At 72.8% G+C, this 21,212-nt stretch carries 11 protein-coding genes and 21 pseudogenes; 14 read left to right on the forward strand and 18 right to left on the reverse strand.

Annotated features, from left to right (window positions below; genetic code table 11):
- On the forward strand, nt 1-1,039 hold a 1,039-nt coding region (locus FF86_RS27955), incomplete at its 5' end, for an FHA domain-containing protein (protein ID WP_055871183.1).
- Between the two features lie 157 nt (nt 1,040-1,196).
- On the opposite strand, the gene FF86_RS59320 is transcribed toward FF86_RS27955, so the two are convergent.
- The 7 genes and pseudogenes from FF86_RS59320 to FF86_RS27980 all read right to left on the reverse strand — a co-directional run.
- Nucleotides 1,197-2,147: DALR domain-containing protein (locus FF86_RS59320; RefSeq protein WP_242419759.1), on the reverse strand; the 951-nt coding region annotated here is incomplete at its 5' end.
- 1 nt (nt 2,148) lies between these two features.
- A pseudogene (locus FF86_RS59325) lies at nt 2,149-2,726 on the reverse strand (class I tRNA ligase family protein); the annotation flags it as partial.
- A 47-nt stretch (nt 2,727-2,773) separates the two neighbouring features.
- A partial coding sequence (locus FF86_RS27965; RefSeq protein WP_242419760.1) for a PPOX class F420-dependent oxidoreductase occupies nt 2,774-3,102 on the reverse strand: 329 nt, incomplete at its 5' end.
- Between the two features lies 1 nt (nt 3,103).
- Nucleotides 3,104-3,166: pseudogene (locus FF86_RS59330) on the reverse strand (PPOX class F420-dependent oxidoreductase); the annotation flags it as partial.
- 113 nt (nt 3,167-3,279) lie between these two features.
- Nucleotides 3,280-3,762 (reverse strand): 2-C-methyl-D-erythritol 2,4-cyclodiphosphate synthase, encoded by a 483-nt coding sequence (ispF, locus tag FF86_RS27970; RefSeq protein WP_011607564.1) that lies wholly within the window; start codon nt 3,760-3,762, stop codon nt 3,280-3,282.
- Nucleotides 3,763-3,833: 71 nt separating this feature from the next.
- Complete coding sequence (gene ispD / locus FF86_RS27975; protein WP_044883882.1) at nt 3,834-4,646, reverse strand: 2-C-methyl-D-erythritol 4-phosphate cytidylyltransferase; 813 nt, start codon at nt 4,644-4,646, stop codon at nt 3,834-3,836.
- A gap of 303 nt (nt 4,647-4,949) precedes the next feature.
- Nucleotides 4,950-5,403 (reverse strand): annotated as a pseudogene (locus FF86_RS27980) (CarD family transcriptional regulator); the annotation flags it as partial.
- 2,136 nt (nt 5,404-7,539) lie between these two features.
- On the opposite strand from FF86_RS27980, the pseudogene radA reads away from it, so the two are divergent.
- The 6 pseudogenes from radA to FF86_RS59365 all read left to right on the forward strand — a co-directional run.
- Nucleotides 7,540-8,895: pseudogene (radA, locus tag FF86_RS27990) on the forward strand (DNA repair protein RadA); the annotation flags it as partial.
- Between the two features lie 215 nt (nt 8,896-9,110).
- Nucleotides 9,111-9,417: pseudogene (locus FF86_RS59345) on the forward strand (diadenylate cyclase); the annotation flags it as partial.
- A gap of 1 nt (nt 9,418) precedes the next feature.
- Nucleotides 9,419-9,693, forward strand: a pseudogene (locus FF86_RS59350) (DNA integrity scanning protein DisA); the annotation flags it as partial.
- Between the two features lies 1 nt (nt 9,694).
- Nucleotides 9,695-10,113, forward strand: a pseudogene (locus tag FF86_RS59355) (helix-hairpin-helix domain-containing protein); the annotation flags it as partial.
- Nucleotides 10,114-10,151: 38 nt separating this feature from the next.
- Nucleotides 10,152-10,710 (forward strand): annotated as a pseudogene (locus FF86_RS59360) (A/G-specific adenine glycosylase); the annotation flags it as partial.
- 1 nt (nt 10,711) lies between these two features.
- A pseudogene (locus tag FF86_RS59365) lies at nt 10,712-11,132 on the forward strand (A/G-specific adenine glycosylase); the annotation flags it as partial.
- Between the two features lie 98 nt (nt 11,133-11,230).
- Here the strand turns inward: FF86_RS59365 and FF86_RS28005 are convergent.
- From FF86_RS28005 to FF86_RS59405, 11 genes and pseudogenes are all read right to left on the reverse strand, one after another.
- Nucleotides 11,231-12,037, reverse strand: a complete 807-nt coding sequence (locus tag FF86_RS28005) for a response regulator transcription factor (protein ID WP_052680969.1) — start codon at nt 12,035-12,037, stop codon at nt 11,231-11,233.
- 32 nt (nt 12,038-12,069) lie between these two features.
- A partial coding sequence (gene pstB, locus FF86_RS28010; protein ID WP_242419761.1) for a phosphate ABC transporter ATP-binding protein PstB occupies nt 12,070-12,811 on the reverse strand: 742 nt, incomplete at its 5' end.
- 239 nt (nt 12,812-13,050) lie between these two features.
- Nucleotides 13,051-13,110 (reverse strand): annotated as a pseudogene (locus tag FF86_RS63285) (hypothetical protein); the annotation flags it as partial.
- Nucleotide 13,111: 1 nt separating this feature from the next.
- Nucleotides 13,112-13,280, reverse strand: a pseudogene (locus tag FF86_RS59370) (phosphate ABC transporter, permease protein PstA); the annotation flags it as partial.
- Between the two features lies 1 nt (nt 13,281).
- Nucleotides 13,282-13,355, reverse strand: a pseudogene (locus FF86_RS59375) (hypothetical protein); the annotation flags it as partial.
- 1 nt (nt 13,356) lies between these two features.
- Nucleotides 13,357-14,099 (reverse strand): annotated as a pseudogene (locus tag FF86_RS28015) (PstA family ABC transporter permease); the annotation flags it as partial.
- Nucleotides 14,096-14,439, reverse strand: a 344-nt coding sequence (locus FF86_RS59380) for a PstC family ABC transporter permease (RefSeq protein WP_242419762.1), incomplete at its 5' end; no start/stop codon positions are given. The pseudogene FF86_RS28015 and the gene FF86_RS59380, both read right to left, overlap by 4 nt.
- Before the next feature lie 20 nt (nt 14,440-14,459).
- Nucleotides 14,460-14,788 (reverse strand): annotated as a pseudogene (locus tag FF86_RS59390) (PstC family ABC transporter permease); the annotation flags it as partial.
- A 1-nt stretch (nt 14,789) separates the two neighbouring features.
- Nucleotides 14,790-15,139, reverse strand: a pseudogene (locus FF86_RS59395) (phosphate ABC transporter permease subunit PstC); the annotation flags it as partial.
- A gap of 244 nt (nt 15,140-15,383) precedes the next feature.
- The coding region (locus tag FF86_RS59400; RefSeq protein WP_242419763.1) for an extracellular solute-binding protein at nt 15,384-16,066 on the reverse strand (683 nt) is incomplete at its 5' end.
- 1 nt (nt 16,067) lies between these two features.
- Nucleotides 16,068-16,454: pseudogene (locus FF86_RS59405) on the reverse strand (substrate-binding domain-containing protein); the annotation flags it as partial.
- A gap of 1,013 nt (nt 16,455-17,467) precedes the next feature.
- Between FF86_RS59405 and FF86_RS63290 the strand changes: the two are divergent.
- The 7 genes and pseudogenes from FF86_RS63290 to FF86_RS59435 form a co-directional block, all read left to right on the forward strand.
- Nucleotides 17,468-17,698: a hypothetical protein gene (locus FF86_RS63290; protein WP_255355956.1), complete on the forward strand. Its 231-nt coding sequence runs from the start codon at nt 17,468-17,470 to the stop codon at nt 17,696-17,698.
- A gap of 131 nt (nt 17,699-17,829) precedes the next feature.
- A pseudogene (locus FF86_RS59415) lies at nt 17,830-18,145 on the forward strand (proline--tRNA ligase); the annotation flags it as partial.
- Nucleotide 18,146: 1 nt separating this feature from the next.
- Nucleotides 18,147-18,537 (forward strand): annotated as a pseudogene (locus FF86_RS59420) (proline--tRNA ligase); the annotation flags it as partial.
- Between the two features lies 1 nt (nt 18,538).
- A pseudogene (locus FF86_RS59425) lies at nt 18,539-18,858 on the forward strand (His/Gly/Thr/Pro-type tRNA ligase C-terminal domain-containing protein); the annotation flags it as partial.
- 1 nt (nt 18,859) lies between these two features.
- A pseudogene (locus FF86_RS59430) lies at nt 18,860-19,236 on the forward strand (proline--tRNA ligase); the annotation flags it as partial.
- 143 nt (nt 19,237-19,379) lie between these two features.
- On the forward strand, nt 19,380-20,333 hold the full coding sequence (locus tag FF86_RS28040) for an acetyltransferase (protein ID WP_044883891.1): 954 nt from the start codon (nt 19,380-19,382) through the stop codon (nt 20,331-20,333).
- 62 nt (nt 20,334-20,395) lie between these two features.
- A pseudogene (locus FF86_RS59435) lies at nt 20,396-21,211 on the forward strand (AMP-binding protein); the annotation flags it as partial.
- Nucleotide 21,212 lies beyond the last annotated feature (1 nt).

Below are 21,212 nucleotides of genomic sequence, written 5' to 3' on the forward strand. Positions count from 1 at the left end.
CGACCCCTACGGACGCGACGACCGCGCCCCCGCCGGCTACCCCGACGCCGACCGCGACCCCTACGGCCGCGCCCCCGACGACCGGGCCGACCGGGCCGACCGCGGACGCGACCCCTACGGACGCGACGACCGCGCCCCCGCCGGCTACCCCGACGCCGACCGCGACCCCTACGGCCGCGCTCCCGACGACCGGGCCGACCGGGCCGACCGCGGTGGCTACCCCACCGGACGCGACGACCGCGCCCCCGCCGGCTACCCCGACGCCGACCGCGGCGGGTACCCGCCGGCCCGGGAGGGCCGCGGGGCGGGTGGCTACGGCGAGGACCTGGACCGCGAGTCCGACACCCACCGCCGCAGCCGGCGTGACGACGGGTACGGCTATGAGGCCGATCCGCTGGGCCTCGACCCGGGCGCGGCGCCCGCGGGGGCGCCCGAGCGGAGCCTGCCTGGCCGCAGCGGGGATCCGCGGCACACCACCGATCCCCGCTACGCCCGACCCGGAGGCGATCCGCGGCTCGACGACCCGCGGCTGAGCGACCCCGACCTCGGCGACCCGCGCCACGACGCCGGACGGGGCGGCCGGCGCGATCCGATCGCCGACGACCCGCGCGGCGCCGGCGGGTGGGACCGCGACCGTCCCCCGACGGGGGCCACCGTCTGGGAGGCCATCGTCGAGGCGGAGCGCGAGTACTACGACAGCGGCGACGACCACCGGGTGCCGTTCCCGACCTTCTACCCGCGCCGCGTCTTCGCGCTCGCCGGCGCGCAGATGCTCGTCGGCCGGCGCAGCGAGTCGCGTGGCATCCACCCGGACATCGACCTGTCCGGCGCGCCGGAGGATCCGGGCATCTCGCGCAGCCACGCGTTGTTCGAGCAGCTCCCCGACGGCGGCTACGCCGTGCGCGACCCCGGCTCGACCAACGGCACCCGACTCAACGACGAGCCGGACCCGATCGAACCCGGGCAGCCCGTCCCGCTCCGGGACGGCGACCGCGTCTACCTGGGTGCCTGGACACGCATCACGCTGCGCGCCCGCTGATCGACCGGCGCCGGCCCGGAAGTCGGGCCGGCGCCGAGCGTCGCGCGGAGTCGTCGTCTGCCCGGGTGGTGCGACCGGCCGACAACCAGCGCGCCGTCGTGGCCGGGGGCCTGGCCGGGCGGCAGCCCCACGACTGCGGGGCCGCCGCCGGGCGGACTCAGGCCAGGTACCAGCGCTGCCCTTCGGGGGTGTCCTCGACGATGAGACCGGCGGCCGCGAGCCGCGAGCGGATCGAGTCGGCCTCCGCGTAGTCCTTCCGTGCCCGCGCCGCCGAGCGCAGATCCAGCGCGATCTGCATGACCCCGTCGAGCGCGGGCCGCAGCTCGGCGCCGGCGGAGGGCCACTGCTCGTGCGGGTCGAGCCCGAGAACGCCGAGCATCCGGCGGGTGACGTCGACCCAGCCCGCCAGCTTGCGGCTGTGCGCCTTCGACAGCACCTGGTTGCCCTGGCCGACCGCGCCGAAGACGGCCGCGAGCGCGCGGCCGACCGCGAGATCGTCGTCCATGGCCGCCGCGAAGTCCGCCCACACCCGCTGCGGGGTCAGCCCCGCCTCGGCGTCCCCCGCCGTGCCGCCCACGGCCTCGCTACCGGGCCCGCCCCGGGCGGTCCGTCCCCTTCGCCCAGCCCCCGCCGCAGCCGGGCCGTCGTCGGCCGCCAGGGCCGCCGCCTCACCCGGGCCGCCGAGGATGTCCAGCGCGTTGCGGACGAAGGTCTCCACCCGGTCGTGCGCGGCGGCCGACTCGCCCAGCGCCTCCGGGGTGTACTCAAGCGTCGAGCGGTAGTGCGCCGACAACAGGTGATAGCGCAGTACCTGGGGGCGGACGACATCGAGGGCGTCGGCGACGAGCACCGAGTTCCCGAGCGACTTCGACATCTTCGTGCCGCCGGTGGTCAGCAGCCCGACGTGCATCCAGTACCGGGCCATCTCGCCGGCCGCGCCACCGCCGGCGCCGCCCGCCGCGCAGACCGTCTGCGCCCGCTCGTTCTCGTGGTGCGGGAAGACCAGGTCGAGCCCGCCGCCATGGATGTCGAAGGCCGGGCCGAGGTACTTGCCGGCCATCGCCGAGCACTCCAGGTGCCAGCCGGGACGACCGTCGCCCCAGGGCGANGACCAGAACGGCTCGCCGGGCCGGGCGGCCTTCCACAGCGCGAAGTCCCGCGGATCGGCCTTGCCGGGCTCCGACTCCGCCGAGGGCAGCATGGCGTCCGGCCGCTGGTGGGACAGGACCCCGTACTCGGCGAAGGAACCGACCCGAAACCAGACCGAGCCCGCGCCGGCGTAGGCGTGGCCGCCGGCGATCAGCGCGGAGATCAGCGCGATCATCTCCGGGATGTGTCCCGTCGCGCGCGGCTGGATCGTCGGCGGCAGGATGCCGATCGTGCGATAGGCGTCGTCGAAGGCACGGGTCTGACGGGTGGCGAGCTCCCAGACCGAGGTGCCGTCCCGGTCCGCATTGATGATGATCTTGTCGTCGATGTCGGTCACGTTCTGGACGAGCGTCACCTCGTGCCCGGACTGCACCAGCCACCGGCGCAGAAGGTCGAACGGCAGGGCCGTGCGGACGTGGCCCACGTGCGGCGGCGACTGCACGGTGGGTCCACACACGTAGACGCCCACGTGACCGGGGCGCAGCGGCTCAAATGGCCGCACGCGCCGCCTGCGCGTGTCGTAGAGGTGGAGACCCATCTGTCAAGGGTACGGCTCCGGCCCCGGCGGCGGGTACGCAGCCCGTGTCAGCCGACCGTCAGCACCCGGTCGGCCACGACCCGGATGACGAGCCGGACCTCGCCCGGATCGTCCCACCGGTAGATGTCACCGGTGTACTTCAGCGACAGCCGGTCGATCAGCTCCCGGCCCCCCTGCTCGGTGAGCGTGGCCGTGCCGCGCACCTCGACGTACGAGTAGGGGTCGTCCTGGTCGAGGAACATCAGCCCGACCCGCGGATCACGGGCGATGTCCCGTTCCTTCGCACGTCCGCGCGCCGTGGACAGCAGCAGCTCGTCCTCGTCACGATCCACCCAGAGCACGGTCATCCGCGGCGAGCCGTCGGCCTGGACCGTGGNCAGGACGACGTAGGTCCGCGCGTCCGCGAGGGCCCGCACCGGCTCGGGAAGGCGACCAGCCATCACACTCCTCGGGCTCCTCGGGGAGCGGCCAACGACGGCTCAGCCTTTCATNCACCGCCGGCACACTACCGAGCGATGACGGATCGGCATACCCGCTCGGACGCGGCCGGAGCTCAGGCGCGCACGACCAGGGCCGTGGCGATCGCCGCGAGCCCCTCACCCCGGCCGGTCAGGCCGAGCCCGTCGGTGGTCGTCGCCGACAGGCTCACCGAGGCGCCCAGGGCCGCGGACATCGCCGCCTGGGCCTGCTCACGGCGCGCCGCCATCCGCGGGCGGTTGCCGATGACCTGCACCGACACGTTCCCGATCACCCAGCCACCGACGGCGAGCAACCGGGCCGTCTCGGCCAGCAGGACCGCACCGGACGCCCCCGCGTACTCCGGCCGGTCGGTGCCGAACACCTTCCCCAGATCGCCGAGACACGACGCGGTGAGCAATGCGTCACAGGTCGCGTGCGCGGCGACGTCCCCGTCCGAGTGCCCGGCGAGGCCCGTCTCTCCCGGCCACTCCAGGCAGGCAACCCAGCACGGCCGACCGGCCGCGAACGGGTGCACGTCGACGCCGATGCCCACGCGCGGCAGCACCGCGGTCGTCACCGCGCTCGAGGCCGGCGCCGGGCGGTCGGTGGGCGCCACGCCGCCATCCGCCGGCTGGGGCGTGTCCGGGCTCACCCGAGGCTCCGGACATCCGAGCCAGCGCGCACGTCCGCGCCACCGCGCGGGTCGGTCCCACCGCGGGGGTCGGTCCCACCGCGGGGGTCCGCAGCCGCGCGGGGGTCGCCCGGGGCGCAGCGGGCAAGCAACGCCTCGGCGAGTACGAGATCGGGCGGTTGGGTCACCTTGAACGCCTCCTGAGCGCCGGGGATGGTCGTCACCGGCACCCCGAGAGCCTCCACCAGGCCGGCGTCGTCCGTCGCCGGAATGTCCTGCAGGGCATACGCGGCGGTGAGCACGTCACGCCGGAATCCCTGCGGGGTCTGCACCGCCCGCAGCCGGTCGCGGGGCGGGGTGCGGATCACCCGGCCGTCCGGGCCGACCTCCTTGACGGTGTCCGTCAGGCCGAGCACGGGGATCACCGCCGGATGACCGGCCAGCACTGCCGCGGCGACCGCGTCAACGAGCGCAGGCGGAGTCAACGGCCTGGCCGCGTCGTGGACGAGGACGACGGAGACGTCCTCGTCGATCGCGCGCAGGGCCCGGCGGACCGAATCCACCCGCTCCGCGCCGCCCGCGATCACGCGCACGTCCCGCCCGAGCAGTTGAGCCACGACCTCGACCAGAGTCGGCGGTGCCGCCACGACGATCTGCGTCACCGACTCCGAACGCCGCAGCGCCTCGATCGAACGCACCAGCATGGGCCTACCGCCCAGGGCTCGCAGAGCCTTCGGGGTACCCCCGCCCAGCCGCTCGCCGCGGCCGGCAGCCGGCACGATCGCCGCGACCCGCGGGCCGCTCGCCCGCGACTGGAGACCTTCGCCCATCACCAGACCTCCCGTGTGCCATCCACCACGAGAGCATGGCCTATCCGGCCGACCGGATGCGAGCCGGCCGACCGGTACGCCGATCGGGCGTGCGCAGCCGGATGGGTGCGAGCGCCGCCATCGGACCACGCCGGCCAGCGAACCCGGCCCGCCGGACGACAGGGCGTCCGGAGGGGCCGACCTCCCGGCCGGAAATCATATTCCGGTAGTTTCACGCCGACCGAATGAACCGGCCGACACCCGATCTATTACGACCGGGCCGACAAGGCCTGGATCAGCCGGCGAGAACCTCGTCGAGCATCNCCTCGGCCTTGTCCTCGTTGGTGCCCTCCGCGAGCGCGAGCTCACTGACGAGGATTTGTCGCGCCTTGCTCAACATCCGCTTCTCACCCGCAGAAAGACCGCGCTCGCGATCACGGCGCCAGAGATCGCGGACGACCTCGGCAACCTTGTTCACGTCGCCGGAGGCGAGCTTTTCGAGATTTGCCTTGTACCGCCGGGACCAGTTGGTGGGCTCCTCGGTGTGGGGTGCCCGGAGCACCTCGAACACCCGTTCCAGCCCATCCTGCCCGACGACGTCGCGCACCCCGACCATGCCGACGTTGTCGGCCGGCACCCGGACAGTCAGATCGCCCTGAGCGACCTTCAGCACGAGATAGAGTCTTTCCTCGCCCTTGATGACGCGGGTTTCTATCGCGTCAATCAGAGCAGCACCATGATGCGGGTAAACAACGGTCTCGCCGACTTGGAACGCCATGTGTCACGTGCCCCTTCCGCCTCTACCAGCGTAACACGCACGCATCGCCGCAGGTCAGACGCGCGCTGCAAGCGCAAGGGCCGCAACGCCAAGCCGAGGGGCCCGGCGGAGCCTTCCGGCCACCGTTCGCGACGGCGGACACCGCCCGACCCGGATCCACGCGCCGATCGCACTTCGCCGCGCACCGACACGAACAGCCCTACCAGGTAAAACAGGCGACAGGTCGACGGACGTTGGCTGCGCGCCCGAGCGTCAACCGCCAGGCGAACGTAGCGCGGACAGACCCCGCTCGCGCGCCGACACGGTGGCGACCGGCCGGGCGGCGGCGCGGTCCGCCGGCCCGGCCCCGGCACCGGCCGCGGCCGGCTCGCCCGCGGGCCGGCCGGGTGCGCGGCGTGACACTGCCCACGTCCCCGACCGGCCCTTCGTGGCCTGTCGGGCCGGTCAGCCCGGCTGCCGGCGCCCGGGCACCGTCCCGGCACGCGCCGCCCACCGGCCCACGCGGGCTGGCCGGGGCCGGCGGCCTGGGCACGTGGCGCCGCCGGGTGGCTAGTGTTAGCCCCGCACGGAGACCTCCGTGGATGGCCACTCGACACCGGCCGTCGGCGGCAGGTCCTCCGGGCACCGGGGGTGACCCCTGCACGCCGGGTCCGACTACCGGCGCCGGGGCGCGCCGCCGGGTGGCCGTCCACGCGACGGCCGTCGACCAGCACCGGCGCCGCCCAACGCGCCGGTCTTGTGCAGGAGGAGCCACCGAGCTGTGAGCCGCCGTCCGGGTGCCCGTTTCCCGTCAGTCACCGCCGTCGCCGAGGCGACGCCCGCCGCCGCACCCCGCGACGACGCCGCGCCGCGCTCAGCATTGCGGCGGCGGATGACCTCCCGCCGGGTGGGCGTCGCCCTGCTGGCCTCGGTGATCGGTTCGGCCGGCCTGGCGAGCTGCGCCTCCGGCAACGACGCGTTGACGAACCTCGCGCGGACCACGACCAACAGCGTCGCGGGGTCCGTAGGTTCCATCACTTTGCGTAACGTCTATGTCGCCGGGCCCGTGTCCCAGGGTGATTCCGCGCCGATCGTGTCGGCGTTCTTCAACGGGGGCGGCGAGCCGGACACCCTCGTCTCGGTGTCCTCGCCGGAGGCCGGCGGCGGNCAGCCGCCGAAGTCGGCGCAGCTCGCCCCCGGCGGCGGCCAGATCTTCATCGCGGACGCCGACGCACCCACCCTGCGGGGCGTGCAGCGCAACCTGCTGATCGGCTCCCAGCTCCCGATCACCTTCACCTTCGCGAAGGCCGGCAGCGTGACTCTGGACGTGCCGGTGGAGCCGGCCGCTCCCGGTGCCTCCGGTGCCCCGACCGAGGCCACCACGAGCACGCAGACGCCCGCCACCGGCTCGGCCTCGCCGAGCGCCGGCGCCTCTCTCTCCGCCCATACCGCCACTCCGGCCGCCGGCACCGCCACCCCGGCCGCCGGCACCCCCACCCCGACGGCCACCGCCACCGCGACCGCGGGCTGAGCCCGCCGAGGCCGGGCCCGGCCCGGCTGCCGCACCGCGGGCAGTGCTCGTGGCAGCCGACGGCCGGGCATCAGCGTGGCGAGCGCGCAGCCGTGCCGCCCTGGACCCGNATCGGCGATTCCGAGGTTCCGCGGGACCGTGGCGCTCTGGACCCGGATGGGCGCTCCCGAGGTTCCGCGGGACCATGCCGCAACTCCCGGCCGTGCTCCCTCGTGGGCCATCAGCCCGTCGGCCCCACTTAGTTGCGCCGGGAACTGCAGGAGCTTGACGACGGTCGTGGGCCGGCGGAACGCCAACAACCTCCTGTAACTGCTGACCGTCCGGTGGCCGGGATGAACACCGACCTGGGCGCCGGCGGACCAGGGCCGGCGCACCAGGGCACCGGTCCAGGGCACCGGTCCAGGGCACCGGCGGCGCCAGCCCGGCAGGGGCTCTGGGCGCCGATTGCGGCTGGTACGGCGTCGTCGGCTCCGGTCCTGGTCACACGACACCTGTGGGCGCCCCCACGCGCGGCTGGCTCCGACATGTCGGACCGGCCGGTTAACGTGGCGCCCATGACATCCACTCGGCCGGCGGCCGGCGGTCGCGCGTCCGGTCGAACGGCGTCGGGCGGGTTCCGGTGCAGNGGCTGCGGGGCGGAGTCCGTCCGCTGGGCCGGGCGCTGCCCGCGCTGCCAGGAGTGGGGGACGCTGGAGGCCCAGGCGCCTGCGCCGCGCCGGACCTCGGGTCTCGGCGGTGCCGGGCGGGCGATCACGGCCACGGAGGTCACGGCGCCGGCGCAGCCGGTGGTGTCCGTCGACGTCACGGCGGCTCGCCGCCGGCCCACGGGCATCGACGAACTGGACCGGGTGCTCGGCGGTGGTCTCGTCCCCGGCGCGGTGATCCTGCTCGCCGGTGAGCCGGGCGTCGGCAAGTCCACGCTGCTGCTGGAGGTGGCCGCCCGCAGCGCGGCCGGCGGGGCCCGGGCCCTCGTCGTCACCGGCGAGGAGTCGGCCGCGCAGGTGCGGCTGCGCGCGGGGCGGACGGGCGCGCTCCACGAGGATCTGTGGATCGCCGCCGAGACGGATCTCGGCGCCGTGCTGCGCCACGTCGAGGAGGTCTCGCCGGCTCTGCTGGTGGTCGACTCGGTGCAGACGATCTCCGCTGCCGGGGTGGAGGGGGCGGCCGGCGGCGTCACCCAGGTGCGCGAGGTCACCGCCGCGCTGATCCGCACGGCGAAGGCACTCGGCCTCGCGACGGTGCTTGTCGGCCATGTGACAAAGGATGGCCTGGTGGCCGGGCCCCGCCTGTTGGAACATCTGGTGGACGTGGTCCTGCATTTCGAGGGTGAGCGGCACTCCGCGCTTCGCCTCGTGCGGGCGGGCAAGAACCGGTACGGCCCCGCCGACGAGGTCGGCTGTTTCGAGATGAGCGACTCCGGCATCCACGGGATCGCCGATCCCAGCGGGCTGTTTCTGTCCCGTTCGGGGGCGGGCGGCCTGGAGGCGGTGCCGGGGACGTGCGTCACCGTGACGGTGGAGGGCCGCCGGCCGCTCGTCGCGGAGGTGCAGGCCCTCGTCGCCGAGACGTCCGCCCAGGTGCCACGACGGGCGGTGTCCGGGCTGGACCCGGCCCGGGTGGCGATGATCCTCGCCGTGGTCGAGCGCCGGGCGAAGGTCCGGTTCGGTAAGGCCGACGTCTACGCCGCGACCGTCGGCGGGGTGCGCCTCGCCGAACCCGCGGCGGATCTGGCGACGGCGCTCGCGGTCGTGAGCGCGGCGCGGGACCGGCCGCTGCCAGCCGATCTCGTCGCAGTCGGGGAGGTGGGGCTGGCCGGGGAGGTGCGGGCCGTGGGTGCCGTCCGCCAGCGGCTCGCCGCGGCGGCCCGGCTGGGATTTCGCCGGGCGCTCGTGCCCACGGGTGCCGGGCCCGGGCCCGAGGGCATGAAAGTCACCGAGGTGCCCGATCTGATCGGCGCCATAACCCGAATGCATGAAGCGTAACAAGAAATATGTCTGTTTTGAGTAATTTCGTTACCCCATGAAGAGCTGGACCGCACCGACTCCGGTCGCCCCGATAGCATCGCGGCAGAAGTGGCAGAGGTGGCAGACAGCGGGGAGCCGAGGAGCTGAGGGAGCCTGATGGCGGGACCACCCGGAGACGACATCTTCCGGGCGACACTGGCCGCGGTCGCCNCCGGAACTCCATTCCGCGACGNCTTGGAGCGCATCCTTCGCGGGCATACCGGGGCGCTGATTGTGCTCGGCCACGACAAGGTCGTCGAGGGTTTGTGCACCGGCGGCTTCGAGCTCGACGTCGAGTTCTCGGCCACCCGGCTGCGGGAGCTGGCCAAGATGGACGGCGCGATCGTGCTGTCCTCGGACCTGCAGCGGATCGTGCGCGCCGCAGTGCATCTCGTGCCGGACCCGACGGTGCCCACCGAGGAGTCCGGTACCCGCCACCGCACCGCCGAGCGGGTCGCCAAGCAGACCGAGTACCCCGTCATCTCGGTCAGCCAGTCGATGNACATCATCGCGCTCTACGTCGCCGGGCGGCGCTACGTGCTCGACGGCTCGGCCGCGATCCTGTCCCGGGCGAACCAGGCGCTGGCCACCCTGGAGCGCTACAAGCTCCGCCTCGACGAGGTCGCGGGCACACTGTCCGCGCTGGAGATCGAGGATCTCGTCACGGTCCGGGACGCGATCTCGGTCAGCCAGCGGCTGGAGATGGTGCGCCGCATCGCGGACGAGATCGAGGGCTACGTCGTCGAGCTCGGCACCGATGGGCGGCTGCTGTCGCTGNAGCTCGAGGAGCTGATGGCCGGCGTCGAGACGGAGCGCGAACTCACCGTGCGCGACTATCTGCCCGCCGGGTCGAAGGCCGGGTCGGCCGCGCAGGTCCTCAGCGAGCTGTCCGCGATGTCGCCGACCGACCTGCTCGACCTCACCGTGCTCGCCCGGGTGATCGGCTTCTCCGGCGGGGCGGACATCCTGGATCGGCAGATCAGCCCACGGGGCTACCGCATGCTGGCGAAGGTCCCCAGGCTGCCGCGGATGGTGGTCGACCGGCTCGTCGACCACTTCGGCACGCTGCAGAAGCTGCTCGCCGCCGGGGTCGACGACCTGCAGGCGGTCGACGGTGTCGGCGAGACCAGGGCCCGCGCCGTGCGCGAGGGCCTGTCACGGCTGGCCGAGTCGAGCATCCTCGAACGCTACGTCTGACCACCCGTCCCGCGGCCGCCCCCCGCCGGCCTGGCACGATGGCGGGGATGACCAGCGCACCGCGGACCGCGCCCGCTTTCCCGCCCGTGGCCACGGCATCGGCCCTGGCCACGGCATCGACCCCAGCCACGGCCACGGCATCGGCCGGGCCTGAGACGCTCGCCGGGCTGGTGCTCGACTGGTTCGCCGCCGCCGCCCGGGATCTGCCCTGGCGGCGTCCCGGGACGACGCCGTGGGCGGTCCTGGTCAGCGAGGTCATGCTGCAGCAGACCCCGGTCACCCGCGTGCTGCCGGTCTGGCAGGCCTGGCTGGACCGGTGGCCGACCCCGGCCGCGCTTGCCGCGCAGCCCGCCGGCGAGGCCGTGCGGGCCTGGGGCCGGCTGGGCTACCCACGCCGGGCGCTGCGGCTGCACCAGGCCGCGGCGGCCGTCGTCGAGCGGCACGGCGGCGAGATCCCGGCGGACCTCGACGCGCTGCTGGCCCTGCCCGGGATCGGGACCTACACGGCCCGGGCGGTCGCCGCGTTCGCCTTCCGTCAGCGCCACCCGGTCGTCGACGTGAACGTGCGCCGCCTGTTCGCCCGCGCCGTGGAGGGCCNGGCGGACCATCCGGCCACCGTCAGCCGCCGCGATCTGGCCGCCGTCGCCGAGCTGCTGCCGACCGACCCCGAGACCGCCGCCATGACCAGCGCCGCGCTGATGGAGCTCGGGGCGCTGGTCTGCGTGGCCCGTACCCCCCGCTGCGCCGCCTGCCCGCTGCTGCACCGCTGCGCCTGGGTGAGGGCGGGCAGTCCGGCCGGGACCGGCCCCACGCGCCGGCCGCAGGGCTACGCCGGCACGGACCGCCAGGTCCGCGGGCGGCTGCTGGCCGTCCTGCGCGACGCCGAGCAGGCGGTCGGCCAGGACCTCCTCGATCAGGTCTGGGACGACCCGGTCCAGCGGGACCGGGCGCTGGCCGGGCTGATCGACGACGGCCTGGTCGTCCGCGTCGCCCCCGGCGTCTACGCCCTGCCGAGCTGACCCGGCGGCGCGAGGTCGAGCAGGCGCGAGGTCGAGCAGACGCGGAGTCAGGCAGACGCAGGGTCAGGCAGGCGCAGGGTCCAGCATGTGAGGTTCGGTCAGGCGGTGGGGTCGGGCGCGGCACGGAACCGGTAGCCGACCCCGCGGATGCTCTCGATGATCGTCGGCTCGCCGGCGGCCTCGCCGAGGCGGCGGCGCAGCCGGCGCACGTGCACGGCGAGCGTGTTGGTCTCGGTGTGCGCCGAGCCCCAGACCTCCCGCAGCAGGGTCTCCCGCGGAACGACCCGTCCGGCCTGCTCCAGCAGCAGCGCGAGCAGCCGGAACTCCCGAGGCGGGACCGACACGACCGCGCCGTCGAGGCGGACCTCGTGGGCCGCCCGGTCCAGCAGCACCGGGCCGCCGCGCAGGACGTCATCCTCCGCCGGCCGGGGCGACTGCGGGCCAGGGCGCCCCGTCCCGATCACGCCGACCATCGCCAGCACCTCGGGCACGCGGTACGGCTTGCCCACGCAGGCGCTCGCGCCCGCGTCCAGGCCGGCCGCGGCGGCCGGCCGGTCGTCGGGACCGACCGCGAGCAGGATCGGCACGTCGTCGTGCCCGGGCACGCTGCGGACCGTCCGCACGACGGTGACCCCGTCGACGACCGGCAACCGAGCGCTGATCAGCAGGGCGGCGGGCTGCTGGAGACCGATTTCCAGCAGGGCCTGCGCGCCGTCGGCCACCACGCTCACCTCGACCCCACCACCGGCGATGGCGTCCAGCATGCCGTCGTCGACCTCGGAGTCCGCGATCAGCAGCGAGGGCCGACCAGCCGACCTGACCTGTGCCGCAGCCCCGTTCCGTCCGGCCACCGGACCACGGTCGGCACCCCCCGGTTGAGCGGACTCACGCCGTACCGGGAGCATCCGCCTGTCCTGACCGTGAACTTCCGCCGGCGTCAGCCGAACCGCCCGGAGACGTAGTCCTCGGTCCGCTTCTCCGTCGGGTTGCTGAAGATCTTCGAGGTCTTGTCGAACTCGACGAGGCGGCCGGGGTCTCCGGTCTTCTCCAGAGAGAAGAACGCGGTGGCGTCACTGACCCGCGACGCCTGCTGCATGTTGTGGGTGACGATGACGATCGTGAAGCTCGACTTCAGCTTCGTGATCAGGTCCTCGATGGCCAGCGTGGAGATCGGGTCGAGTGCCGAGCAGGGCTCGTCCATGAGCAGCACCTGGGGCTCGACGGCGATCGCCCGCGCGATGCACAGCCGCTGCTGCTGGCCGCCGGACAGGCCGGCGCCGGGCCGGCCGAGCCGGTCCTTGACCTCCTCCCAGAGGTTCGCGCCGCGCAGCGACTCCTCGACCCGCTCGTCGAGCAGCGCCTTCTTGCGCACGCCGTTGAGCTTCAGGCCGGCGATCACGTTCTCGTAGATGGACATGGTGGGGAACGGGTTCGGCCGCTGGAAGACCATCCCCACGGTGCGGCGGACGTTCACCGGGTCCGTGCCGGCCCCGTAGAGGTCCTCGCCGTCGAGCAGCACCTTCCCCTCGACGCGGGCGCCGGGAAGCACCTCGTGCATCCGGTTGAGGGTGCGCAGCACCGTCGACTTTCCGCACCCGGACGGCCCGATGAATGCGGTGACGTTCTTCGGTTCGATGGTCAGGTTCACGTCGGCTACGGCCTTGAACTTGCCGTAGTACNCCGTCAGCCCGGTTACGTCGATGCGGGTGGCCATGGCAACCTCGACTCACGATCTGTCTGGACGCTGTTCGATGTCGGACGGGAACGCGGGACGGTACGGGAACGCGGGACGGTACGGGAACGCGGGACGGTACGGGAACGCGGGACGGTACGGGAACGCGGGGCGGTACGGGCCGGCGGCGGCGACGTCGGTGGCGGCGCCACCGGCCCGGGTCCGGGTCATTTCAACCGGTTGCGNCCGGCGAACAGCCGGGCGACGAGGTTCAGCACCATGATGATGATGATCAGCACCAGGGCGNCCGCCCACGCCCGGTCGACCGCGAACTGCTGCGGCTGGCCGGCCTGGGAGTAGATGTACAGCGGCAGGGACGACTGCTCGCCCGAGAACGGGTTCGAGTTGATGAGGTTCGTGCCGAAGACGGTAAGCAGCACCGGGGCGGTCTCGCCTGCCACCCGGGCCACCGCGAGNATGACGCCGGTCACGATCCCGGGCAGCGCGGTGGGCACGACCACCCGCAGGATGGTCCGCCACTGCGGCACGCCNAGCGCGTACCCGGCCTCGCGCAGCTCGTTGGGAACCAGCTTGAGCATCTCCTCGGCGGAGCGCACGACCGTCGGGATCATCAGCACGGCCAGCGCGAGCGCGCCCGCGAACCCGGAGAAGCCCTGGTCGAGAGCGAGCACCCAGAACGCCAGGATGAACAGACCCGCGATGATCGACGGCAGGCCGGTGAGCACGTCGACGAAGAAGCTGATCACCCGGCTGATCCGGCCGCGGCCGTACTCCACCAGGTAGATCGCCACGAGCAGGCCGAACGGCACCGCCAGCACGCTGGCGAGCAGCACCTGCTCCACCGTGCCGATGATGGCGTGGTAGATGCCGCCGCCCACGTCCCGGGCGCCGATGCCGTTCATCGAGTGGGTGAAGAAGCCGGCGTCGAGCCGACCGGCCCCCTTGCTGATCACGCTGACCAGCACCGCGACCAGCGGGATCACGGCGAGCAGGAACGCGGTGTAGACGAGTGTCGTCGCGAACCGGTCCCGCGCCCGGCGCCCGCCCTCGACGACCGTCGAGACAACGGTCGTCGCGATCACGAAGAGGAGCGCGGCCATCAGCACGATCTGGATCTCGCTGTCGACCGGCGTGAGCAGGTAGATCAGCAGGGACACGACCACCGCGCCGGCGGCGACGGCGAGCGGCGCCCAGCGCGGCAGGGTCTGCCCGCGCAGGCGTAGGCGGTCTGGGTCACTGTCGATGTCCGGTCCGGACACGGTCGCGGTGCTCATGCGGAGCTCCCGGAGAACTCGCGGCGGCGCGCGACGATGGCCCGCGCGATGATGTTCACGATCATCGTGACGATGAACAGCACCAGGCCGGAGGCGATGAGCGCGCCGCGGCCGATGTCGTTGGCCTCGCCCCAGCCGTTCGCCACGTTCGCGGCGATCGTGTTGCCGGCGGGCGAGAGGAGGTGCGCGGAGATGTTGAACGAGGCGGGCAGGACCAGCGCGACCGCGATCGTCTCGCCCATCGCCCGGCCGAGACCCAGCATCGACGCGCTGATCACCCCGGGCTTGCCGTAGGGCAGCACCGCGACCCTGATCATCTCCCACCGGGTCGCGCCGAGGGNCAGGGCCGCCTCGCGGTGNGCGATCGGCACCTGGAGGAAGACCTCACGGGACAGGGCGGCCACGATCGGCAGGATCATGATTGCCAGAACCACGGAGGCGACGAAGAGCGAACGCCCCACCGAGTCGCCGCTGAACAGCGGGATCCAGCCGAAGTAGTCGTTCAGCCAGAGCTGGATGCCCTTCATGTGCGGCGCGAGGACGATCAGGCCCCACAGTCCGTAGACGACGCTCGGCACGGCGGCGAGCAGGTCGACGATGTAGCCGAGGACGGACGAGAGCTGCCGGGGCGCGTACACGGTGATGAACAGCGCGATCCCGACTGCCACCGGCACCGCGATGATCATCGCNACCGCCGCCGAGACGACCGTGCCGTACAGGGTCGCGGCCACCCCGAACTTCGGCGGGGTGGCGTTGGGGAACCACTCCTCGGTGGTGAGGAAGTTCCCGGTGTTGGCGTTGAGGGCGTGGGTGGCGCGCAGCACCAGGAAGATCGCGATCACGGCGATCAGCGCCAGCAGGCCGAGGCCGGCCGTGCGGGTGAGGTTCTTGAAGATCAGGTCGGCCGCCCCGACCCGCGCCTTGCCCGCGGCCGCGACCGCGGGCCCGCCGGCCGGCGGTGGGTCTTCCGGCGGGGCCGTCGCCGTGGCGGCCCCCCGCGGCTCGGCGGCGTCCGCCGAGCTGTCCGGCTCCGTCGTCATGGTCCTCTCCTTGGTGCCCGAGCGGGGCTTGGCGATCAAGGTCCCGGACGCGGCACGCGCGGCGGGACGTGGGTGCCGCGGCCGCCGTACATCGACGAAGCCGCGGTGGGTTGTTCACCCCACCGCGGGCACCGGCCGGGCCGGTCGGGTCGTGCGGGCCGCCCCGGCCGGCCCCGGACCGTCATGGTCCGGGCGGCTCGGGGCGGCCGTGCTGCGTGAGCTGTGCGATCGGACAGGCTGCGGGTCAGGCCAGCTTGCCGATGACCGCGCGGACCTTCGTCGCGACCGCGTCCGGCAGCGGCGCGTAGCCGAGGTCGCCGATCGAGGACTGAGCGGCGTCCGAGGCGGTGTAGGTCAGGAAGGACTTGACCAGCGCGGCCTGGTCGGCCGAGAGACCCTTGGTGCAGGCGATCTCGTAGGTGACCAGGTAGACCGGGTAGGCGCCCTTCGTCGCGGTGGCGTAGTCGAAGGTCAGCTTCAGGTCGTCGCCATCGGCGACCTTGGCGGTGCTCAGGCCCAGGGAGGCACCGTCCGTGCTCGGCTCGATGTACTCGCCGGCGGCGTTCTTGACCTTGACGGTCGACAGCCCGGCGTTCTCCGCGTAGGACAGCTCGGCGTAGCCGATGGAGTTCTCCGTGGACTTCACGGTCGAGGTGACGCCGTCACTGCCCTTGGCGCCCTGGCCGCCGGGAGCCTTCCAGTCCGAGCCGGAGTCGAAGGTCCAGTCGGCGCCGCCCGCGCCCTTGAGGAACTTGGTGAAGTTGTCCGTCGTGCCGGAGCCGTCGGAGCGGTGCACCGAGGCGATCGTGGCGTCCGGCAGCGAGGCGGCGCTGTTCTCGGCCTTGATGGCCGGGTCGTTCCACTTGGTGATCTTGCCAGCGAAGATCTTCGCCAGGGTCTGGGCAGACAGCTGCAGGCCGTTGACGCNGGACACGTGGTACATCAGCGCCACCGGGCCGACGGCCATCGGCAGGTCGACCGCGGCACCGCCGGTGCAGCGCGCGTCCGCGTCGGTCTTCTGCTGGTCCTTCAGCGCGGAGTCCGAACCGGCGAAGGCGACCTGCTTGCTGATGAACTGCTGCCGACCGGTCGAGGAACCCGTCGACTGGTAGTTGATCGTCGCGCCGGAGCACGCGTTCTGGTAGGCCTTGACCCACTCGTCGATCGCGTTCTTCTGCGCGGACGAGCCGGAGCCCGTGATGGACCCCTTCGCACACGAGATCGTGCTCGCCTTACTCGACGGCGCCGCGCCCGCGCCGCCGGAGTCGTTGTTGTCGTCAGTTCCGCACGCCGCCACGGTGAGCAGTGCCACCATCGCGGCCCCGACGGCGGCCTGACGCTTGCCTCGGATCACAAGCAACCCTTCGTCCCCGCGCCGTTCATGGCGCGCACTGTCGTCCGCCCCCCGGACTGGGGTGCCGGCGAGAATCGAAGCGATCCGGAGTGAACGAAAGATGAACAAGCGCATACGCCAACCCGTCACCAACCGGAACACATCTATGTCGGACGATTTATGGCCTGTTGACCGGACCGGTTGCCACCACTCCAGAACACCGCGTACTGAACTCTAAGCGCACTGTCACCAACGGCCGGCGCCTCCGGCGGCCGATCATGTCGGACCGACGCCATCGCCGGCCACCGTCCACCACCTCTACGCCTGCGAACTCCGGGACAACCGTCGGACAAGTCGACGACAAGAAGGCGTGGGCGCCNGGACGGTCGGCGGCCCGAGCTGGAGGATGGCCCGGCCGCCCATGCGTCGCCGCGCCGGCCGGCCCGAAGCCCGGATGCCGGCTTTTCGACGTCATCGAACGACATCGAGCCGCTCGGGAATCTTGCGCCGCTGATACCGAATGTTCATCCGCGCGCGTCATGCCCGACCCGGCCCNCTGCGCCCGGCGACGCAGTGGGACGGAGCCGGCGAAGCGGCCAACCCGCACGCAGCGCTACGCAGATGATCAGGACTTGCGCCCACAGTCACCGGACGTCCGTTCTGCCCGGAGATCGCCGGTGGCGTTCCACCCGTTCCCGTGCTTTGCTTGTAAGCAACATCGACGTAGCTGACAGCATCCAGTCGAAACCTGAAAGTTCGATCGCGGAGGACGATTCCGCACGATGGTAGCAATGAGAAACATCGAGGCGACGTAGCGAAGTTGTCCCGGTCCAGAGAAGAGCCCGACGCCCGCCAGGCCCGCCGGCCGCACGTGACGCGCCTCGGAACCGACACGCATACAGGAGGACGGCCAGAAGATGAACACCGTCGACAACGACGATCTCCTACCGGAGCCCCGGCCGATCACCGGCGGCCGGCCCGGCTNCCTCGCCGAGGTGGTCACCGTCCACGACGGCCTGGCGATCCGGCACGAGCTGGTCCTGGCGCCGGGAGCCACCGCGGCCGACCTGACCACGGCCATGATCCTCGTCCCGCCCACGGCCTGTCTGGTCAGCCACCACGGGGACGTCGACGTCTCCCTGGTGTTCCAGGAGGTCAGCCGCGACGGGCGGCCGGAGCCGGGCGCCGACCCACTGGAGCACAGCCGAGGCCTGCGTCACCGCTGACCCGGCCCGATCGGGGCCGCCCGCCCGAGCGCCGGCGCGGGCACCCCGAGCGGCACCTCTGCGGTGCCACGNCGCGCCCAGCCCCCCGTCCCGATGGCCCCGCCGCCCGGCACAGGCAATATCGTGGCGAGGTGGCTGTACTCACCTCCCGTGCGACCGACTTCCCGCGCTGGTACCAGGACGTGCTCGCGAAGGCCGAGCTGGCCGACAACGGCCCCGTCCGCGGAACCATGGTCATCCGACCGTACGGCTACGCGATCTGGGAACGTATGCAGGCCGACGTGGACGCCCGGATCAAGGCCGCGGGCGCCGTCAACGCCTACTTCCCGCTGTTCATCCCGGAGAGCTACCTGCGCCGGGAGGCCGAGCACGTCGAGGGCTTCAGTCCCGAGCTCGCCGTGGTCACCATCGGCGGCGGTAAGGAGCTCGAGGAGCCGGTCGTCGTGCNGCCGACCAGCGAGACCATCATCGGCGAGTACCTGGCCAAGTGGACCCAGAGCTACCGCGACCTGCCGCTGCTGCTCAACCAGTGGGCCAACGTGGTCCGCTGGGAGCTACGCCCCCGACTGTTCCTGCGCAGCAGCGAGTTCCTCTGGCAGGAGGGGCACACCGCGCACGTCGACGAGGCCGAGGCCGCCGCCTACGCCCGCCGGATCGCCCTGGAGGTCTACCGCGACTTCCTCACCGATGTGCTCGCCATCCCGGTGTTCATCGGCACGAAGACCCGCAAGGAGCGCTTCGCCGGCGCCACGAACACCATGACCTGCGAGGGCATGATGGGCGACGGCAAGGCCCTGCAGATGGCGACCAGCCATGAGTTGGGGCAGAACTTCGCCCGGNCCTTCGACATCGACTTCCTCGGCGCGGACGGCGCGAAGCACCTGGCCTGGACGACGTCCTGGGGTAGCTCGACCCGGATGGTCGGCGGCCTGATCATGGCGCACGGCGACGACAACGGCCTGCGCATCCCGCCCCGGCTCGCCCCGACCCAGGTCGTGGTGCTCCCGGTGCGCGACGACGAGACCGTCGTCGCGAAGGCCCGCGAGATCGGCGCGGCGCTCACCGACGCCGGACTGCGGGTGCAGGTCGACGCCCGCCCGGGGCTGTCCTTTGGCCGCCGGGTCACCGACGCCGAGATCAAGGGCATCCCGGTGCGGGTCNAGGTCGGCCCGCGCGACCTGGCCGCCGGGAACGTGACCCTGGTCCGCCGGGACACCTCGGCGAAGGCGCCGGTGCCGCTGGCGGAGGCGGCCGCCCGGGTTCCGGCGCTGCTCGACGAGGTGCAGGCCGGCCTGCACGCCGAGGCCCTGGCATTGCGCGAGAGCCGAACGGCGGACGTCACCACGGTCGCCGACGCCGCGCAGGCGGCGCAGACCGGCTTCGCCCGGATCCCGTGGCGCCTCGTGGGCGAGGAGGGCGAGGCACGCCTCGCCGAGGACGCCCTGACCGTCCGCTGCCTGCAGACGCCCGACGGCGAGATCCCGCCCGCCGGCGGCGACCCCGACGACCTGGTCTGCCTGATCGCCCGCTCCTACTGACCGCCGCGTGACGCAGGCGCGCTAGCCGAAACGGGTTATCCGGCTTTGCGGCCCTTCGGCTCGTTTGCTAACGTCACCAATGTCCGAACTGCCCGAAATAGTCCATCCTTGATTCCGTCTTTCGCGCACGCAGAACAGGTAGCATGCTCCGACAAGACGAATTCGAGCAGCTTATTGCCCGGAAAATGGGTCTCGCTGATTCGGCGATCGCCGGCGGCAGCCGGCTCCATGAAGACCTCGGGCTGGATTCCTTCCGGCTTCTGGAACTCTGCCTGTACGTGATCGAGCTCGGAGTCGACCTCTCCGAGGCGAACTGGCTGGAAATCGAGACCGTCGGCGAGCTCTACCACCGTTATCGGGCCGGCCCGCCCGCCGCGGACTCCCAGCCGCTCCCCGCCGCATCGGCAGTGAGCGCCGTACCGGCCGGGATCGGCGTCGGCGCAGCGTCGCTCGACGGGCCCGCGGGCCTCGCCGGGCCGGGCCTCGCCGGGCCGGGGACGACCGGTGCCGCCGCGGCAGCAGCGTCCGCGGCCGCCGGCTCGCTCGCGCTGCCACCGCCGCGGTTCGCCGGGCGGTTTCTGCGGCTGATGCCGGTGCTGCCGGCGTCGACGCCGTTCCTGTACGAGCTCGCGGTCACCCCGGAGATCGGCTTTCGCTGGCGCTACCGGGGCTCGGTGCCGTCGTATCCGCAGTTCGAGCAGGAGCTGTGGCAGGGCGTCCTGACCCAGTTCGTGATCGAGTCGATCGAGACGGCCCGGCCGGTCGGCCACGCGATCTGCTACAACCCGGAGTTCACCCTGGGGTACGCCTACGTCGGCGCGGCGATCTCGGCCGACTACACCGGGTCGGGTCTGGCCGTCGAGGCACTGGACCTGTTCGTGCGTTACGTCTTCGACATCTGGCCGTTCCGAAAGCTGTATTTCGAGGTGCCCGAGTTCAACTACCCGCAGTTCGCGGGGGCCGATCGGGAAAAATCGGCCGGCGGCGCACTCGAACTCGAGGGGCGGCTGCGCCGGCACGACTTCTATCGCGGTCGCTACTGGGACCGTCTCATTCTCGCCGTCTACCGGGACAGCACGGACGGCGACGCCCGATAACGGGATCGTCCGCCGGAGAGGGCGTCGACAATGGTTTATCTGCTGGATCGCATGAGGCGTGNCAGCACCGGTCCGAACACGGTGACCTTCCTCGCGCCGGACGGCGGACGGCGGGTCGGCTGGGCCGAGCTCTACGGGGACGCCCGACGCGTCGCCGCGGGCCTGCAGTCGCACGGGGTCGGGCCGGGCCGGCCGGTGGTCATCCTTGCCGACACGTCGCGGGAGACGATCACCGCCGCGATGGCGACCTGGCTCGCCGGCGGTAGCCTCACCATGGCCCCCACCCCCGCCCGCACCGTCGACCTGGCCCGCTACCTCGCCGACACCCGCGACCGGTTCGACTCGCTCGGTGAGCCGCTCGTGCTGGTCGGCGCGCCGTGGGGGGACGCGGTGCCGGCGCTGTCCGGCGGGGCCGGGCGGGTGATCCCGCTGGCCGAGGCGGTCGGCGACCCGCCTGCGGCGGCGTGGCGCCCGCCCCTGCTGACCGCCGACGCCCCCGCGATCCTGCAGCTGACCAGCGGCACCACCGGCGCACCGAAGATCGCCCGGATCAGCCACGGCAACCTGGCGGCGAACATCGAGGGCATCCGGGTGGCGACCAGCCACGAGGCCGTGCACGGCCGGATGCTGTCCTGGCTGCCGCTGTCCCACGACATGGGGCTCATCGGCGGGTTCATCCTGCCGATGGCGTGCGGCCGCTGCGACACGCTGCTGTCCTCACCCGCCGACTACCTGGCGAGGCCGGCGAGCTGGATGCAGCTCGTCTCCCACCATCGCGCCACCAACACGGTCGGACCCGGCTCCGCCTACGCCGTCGCGGCCCGGCTGCTGCGCACCGGCCCCCGGCTGGACCTCTCCTGCCTGGCCTACGCGCTGTGN

The organism is Frankia sp. CpI1-P (assembly GCF_001421075.1).
GTDB lineage: Bacteria > Actinomycetota > Actinomycetes > Frankiales > Frankiaceae > Frankia > Frankia torreyi.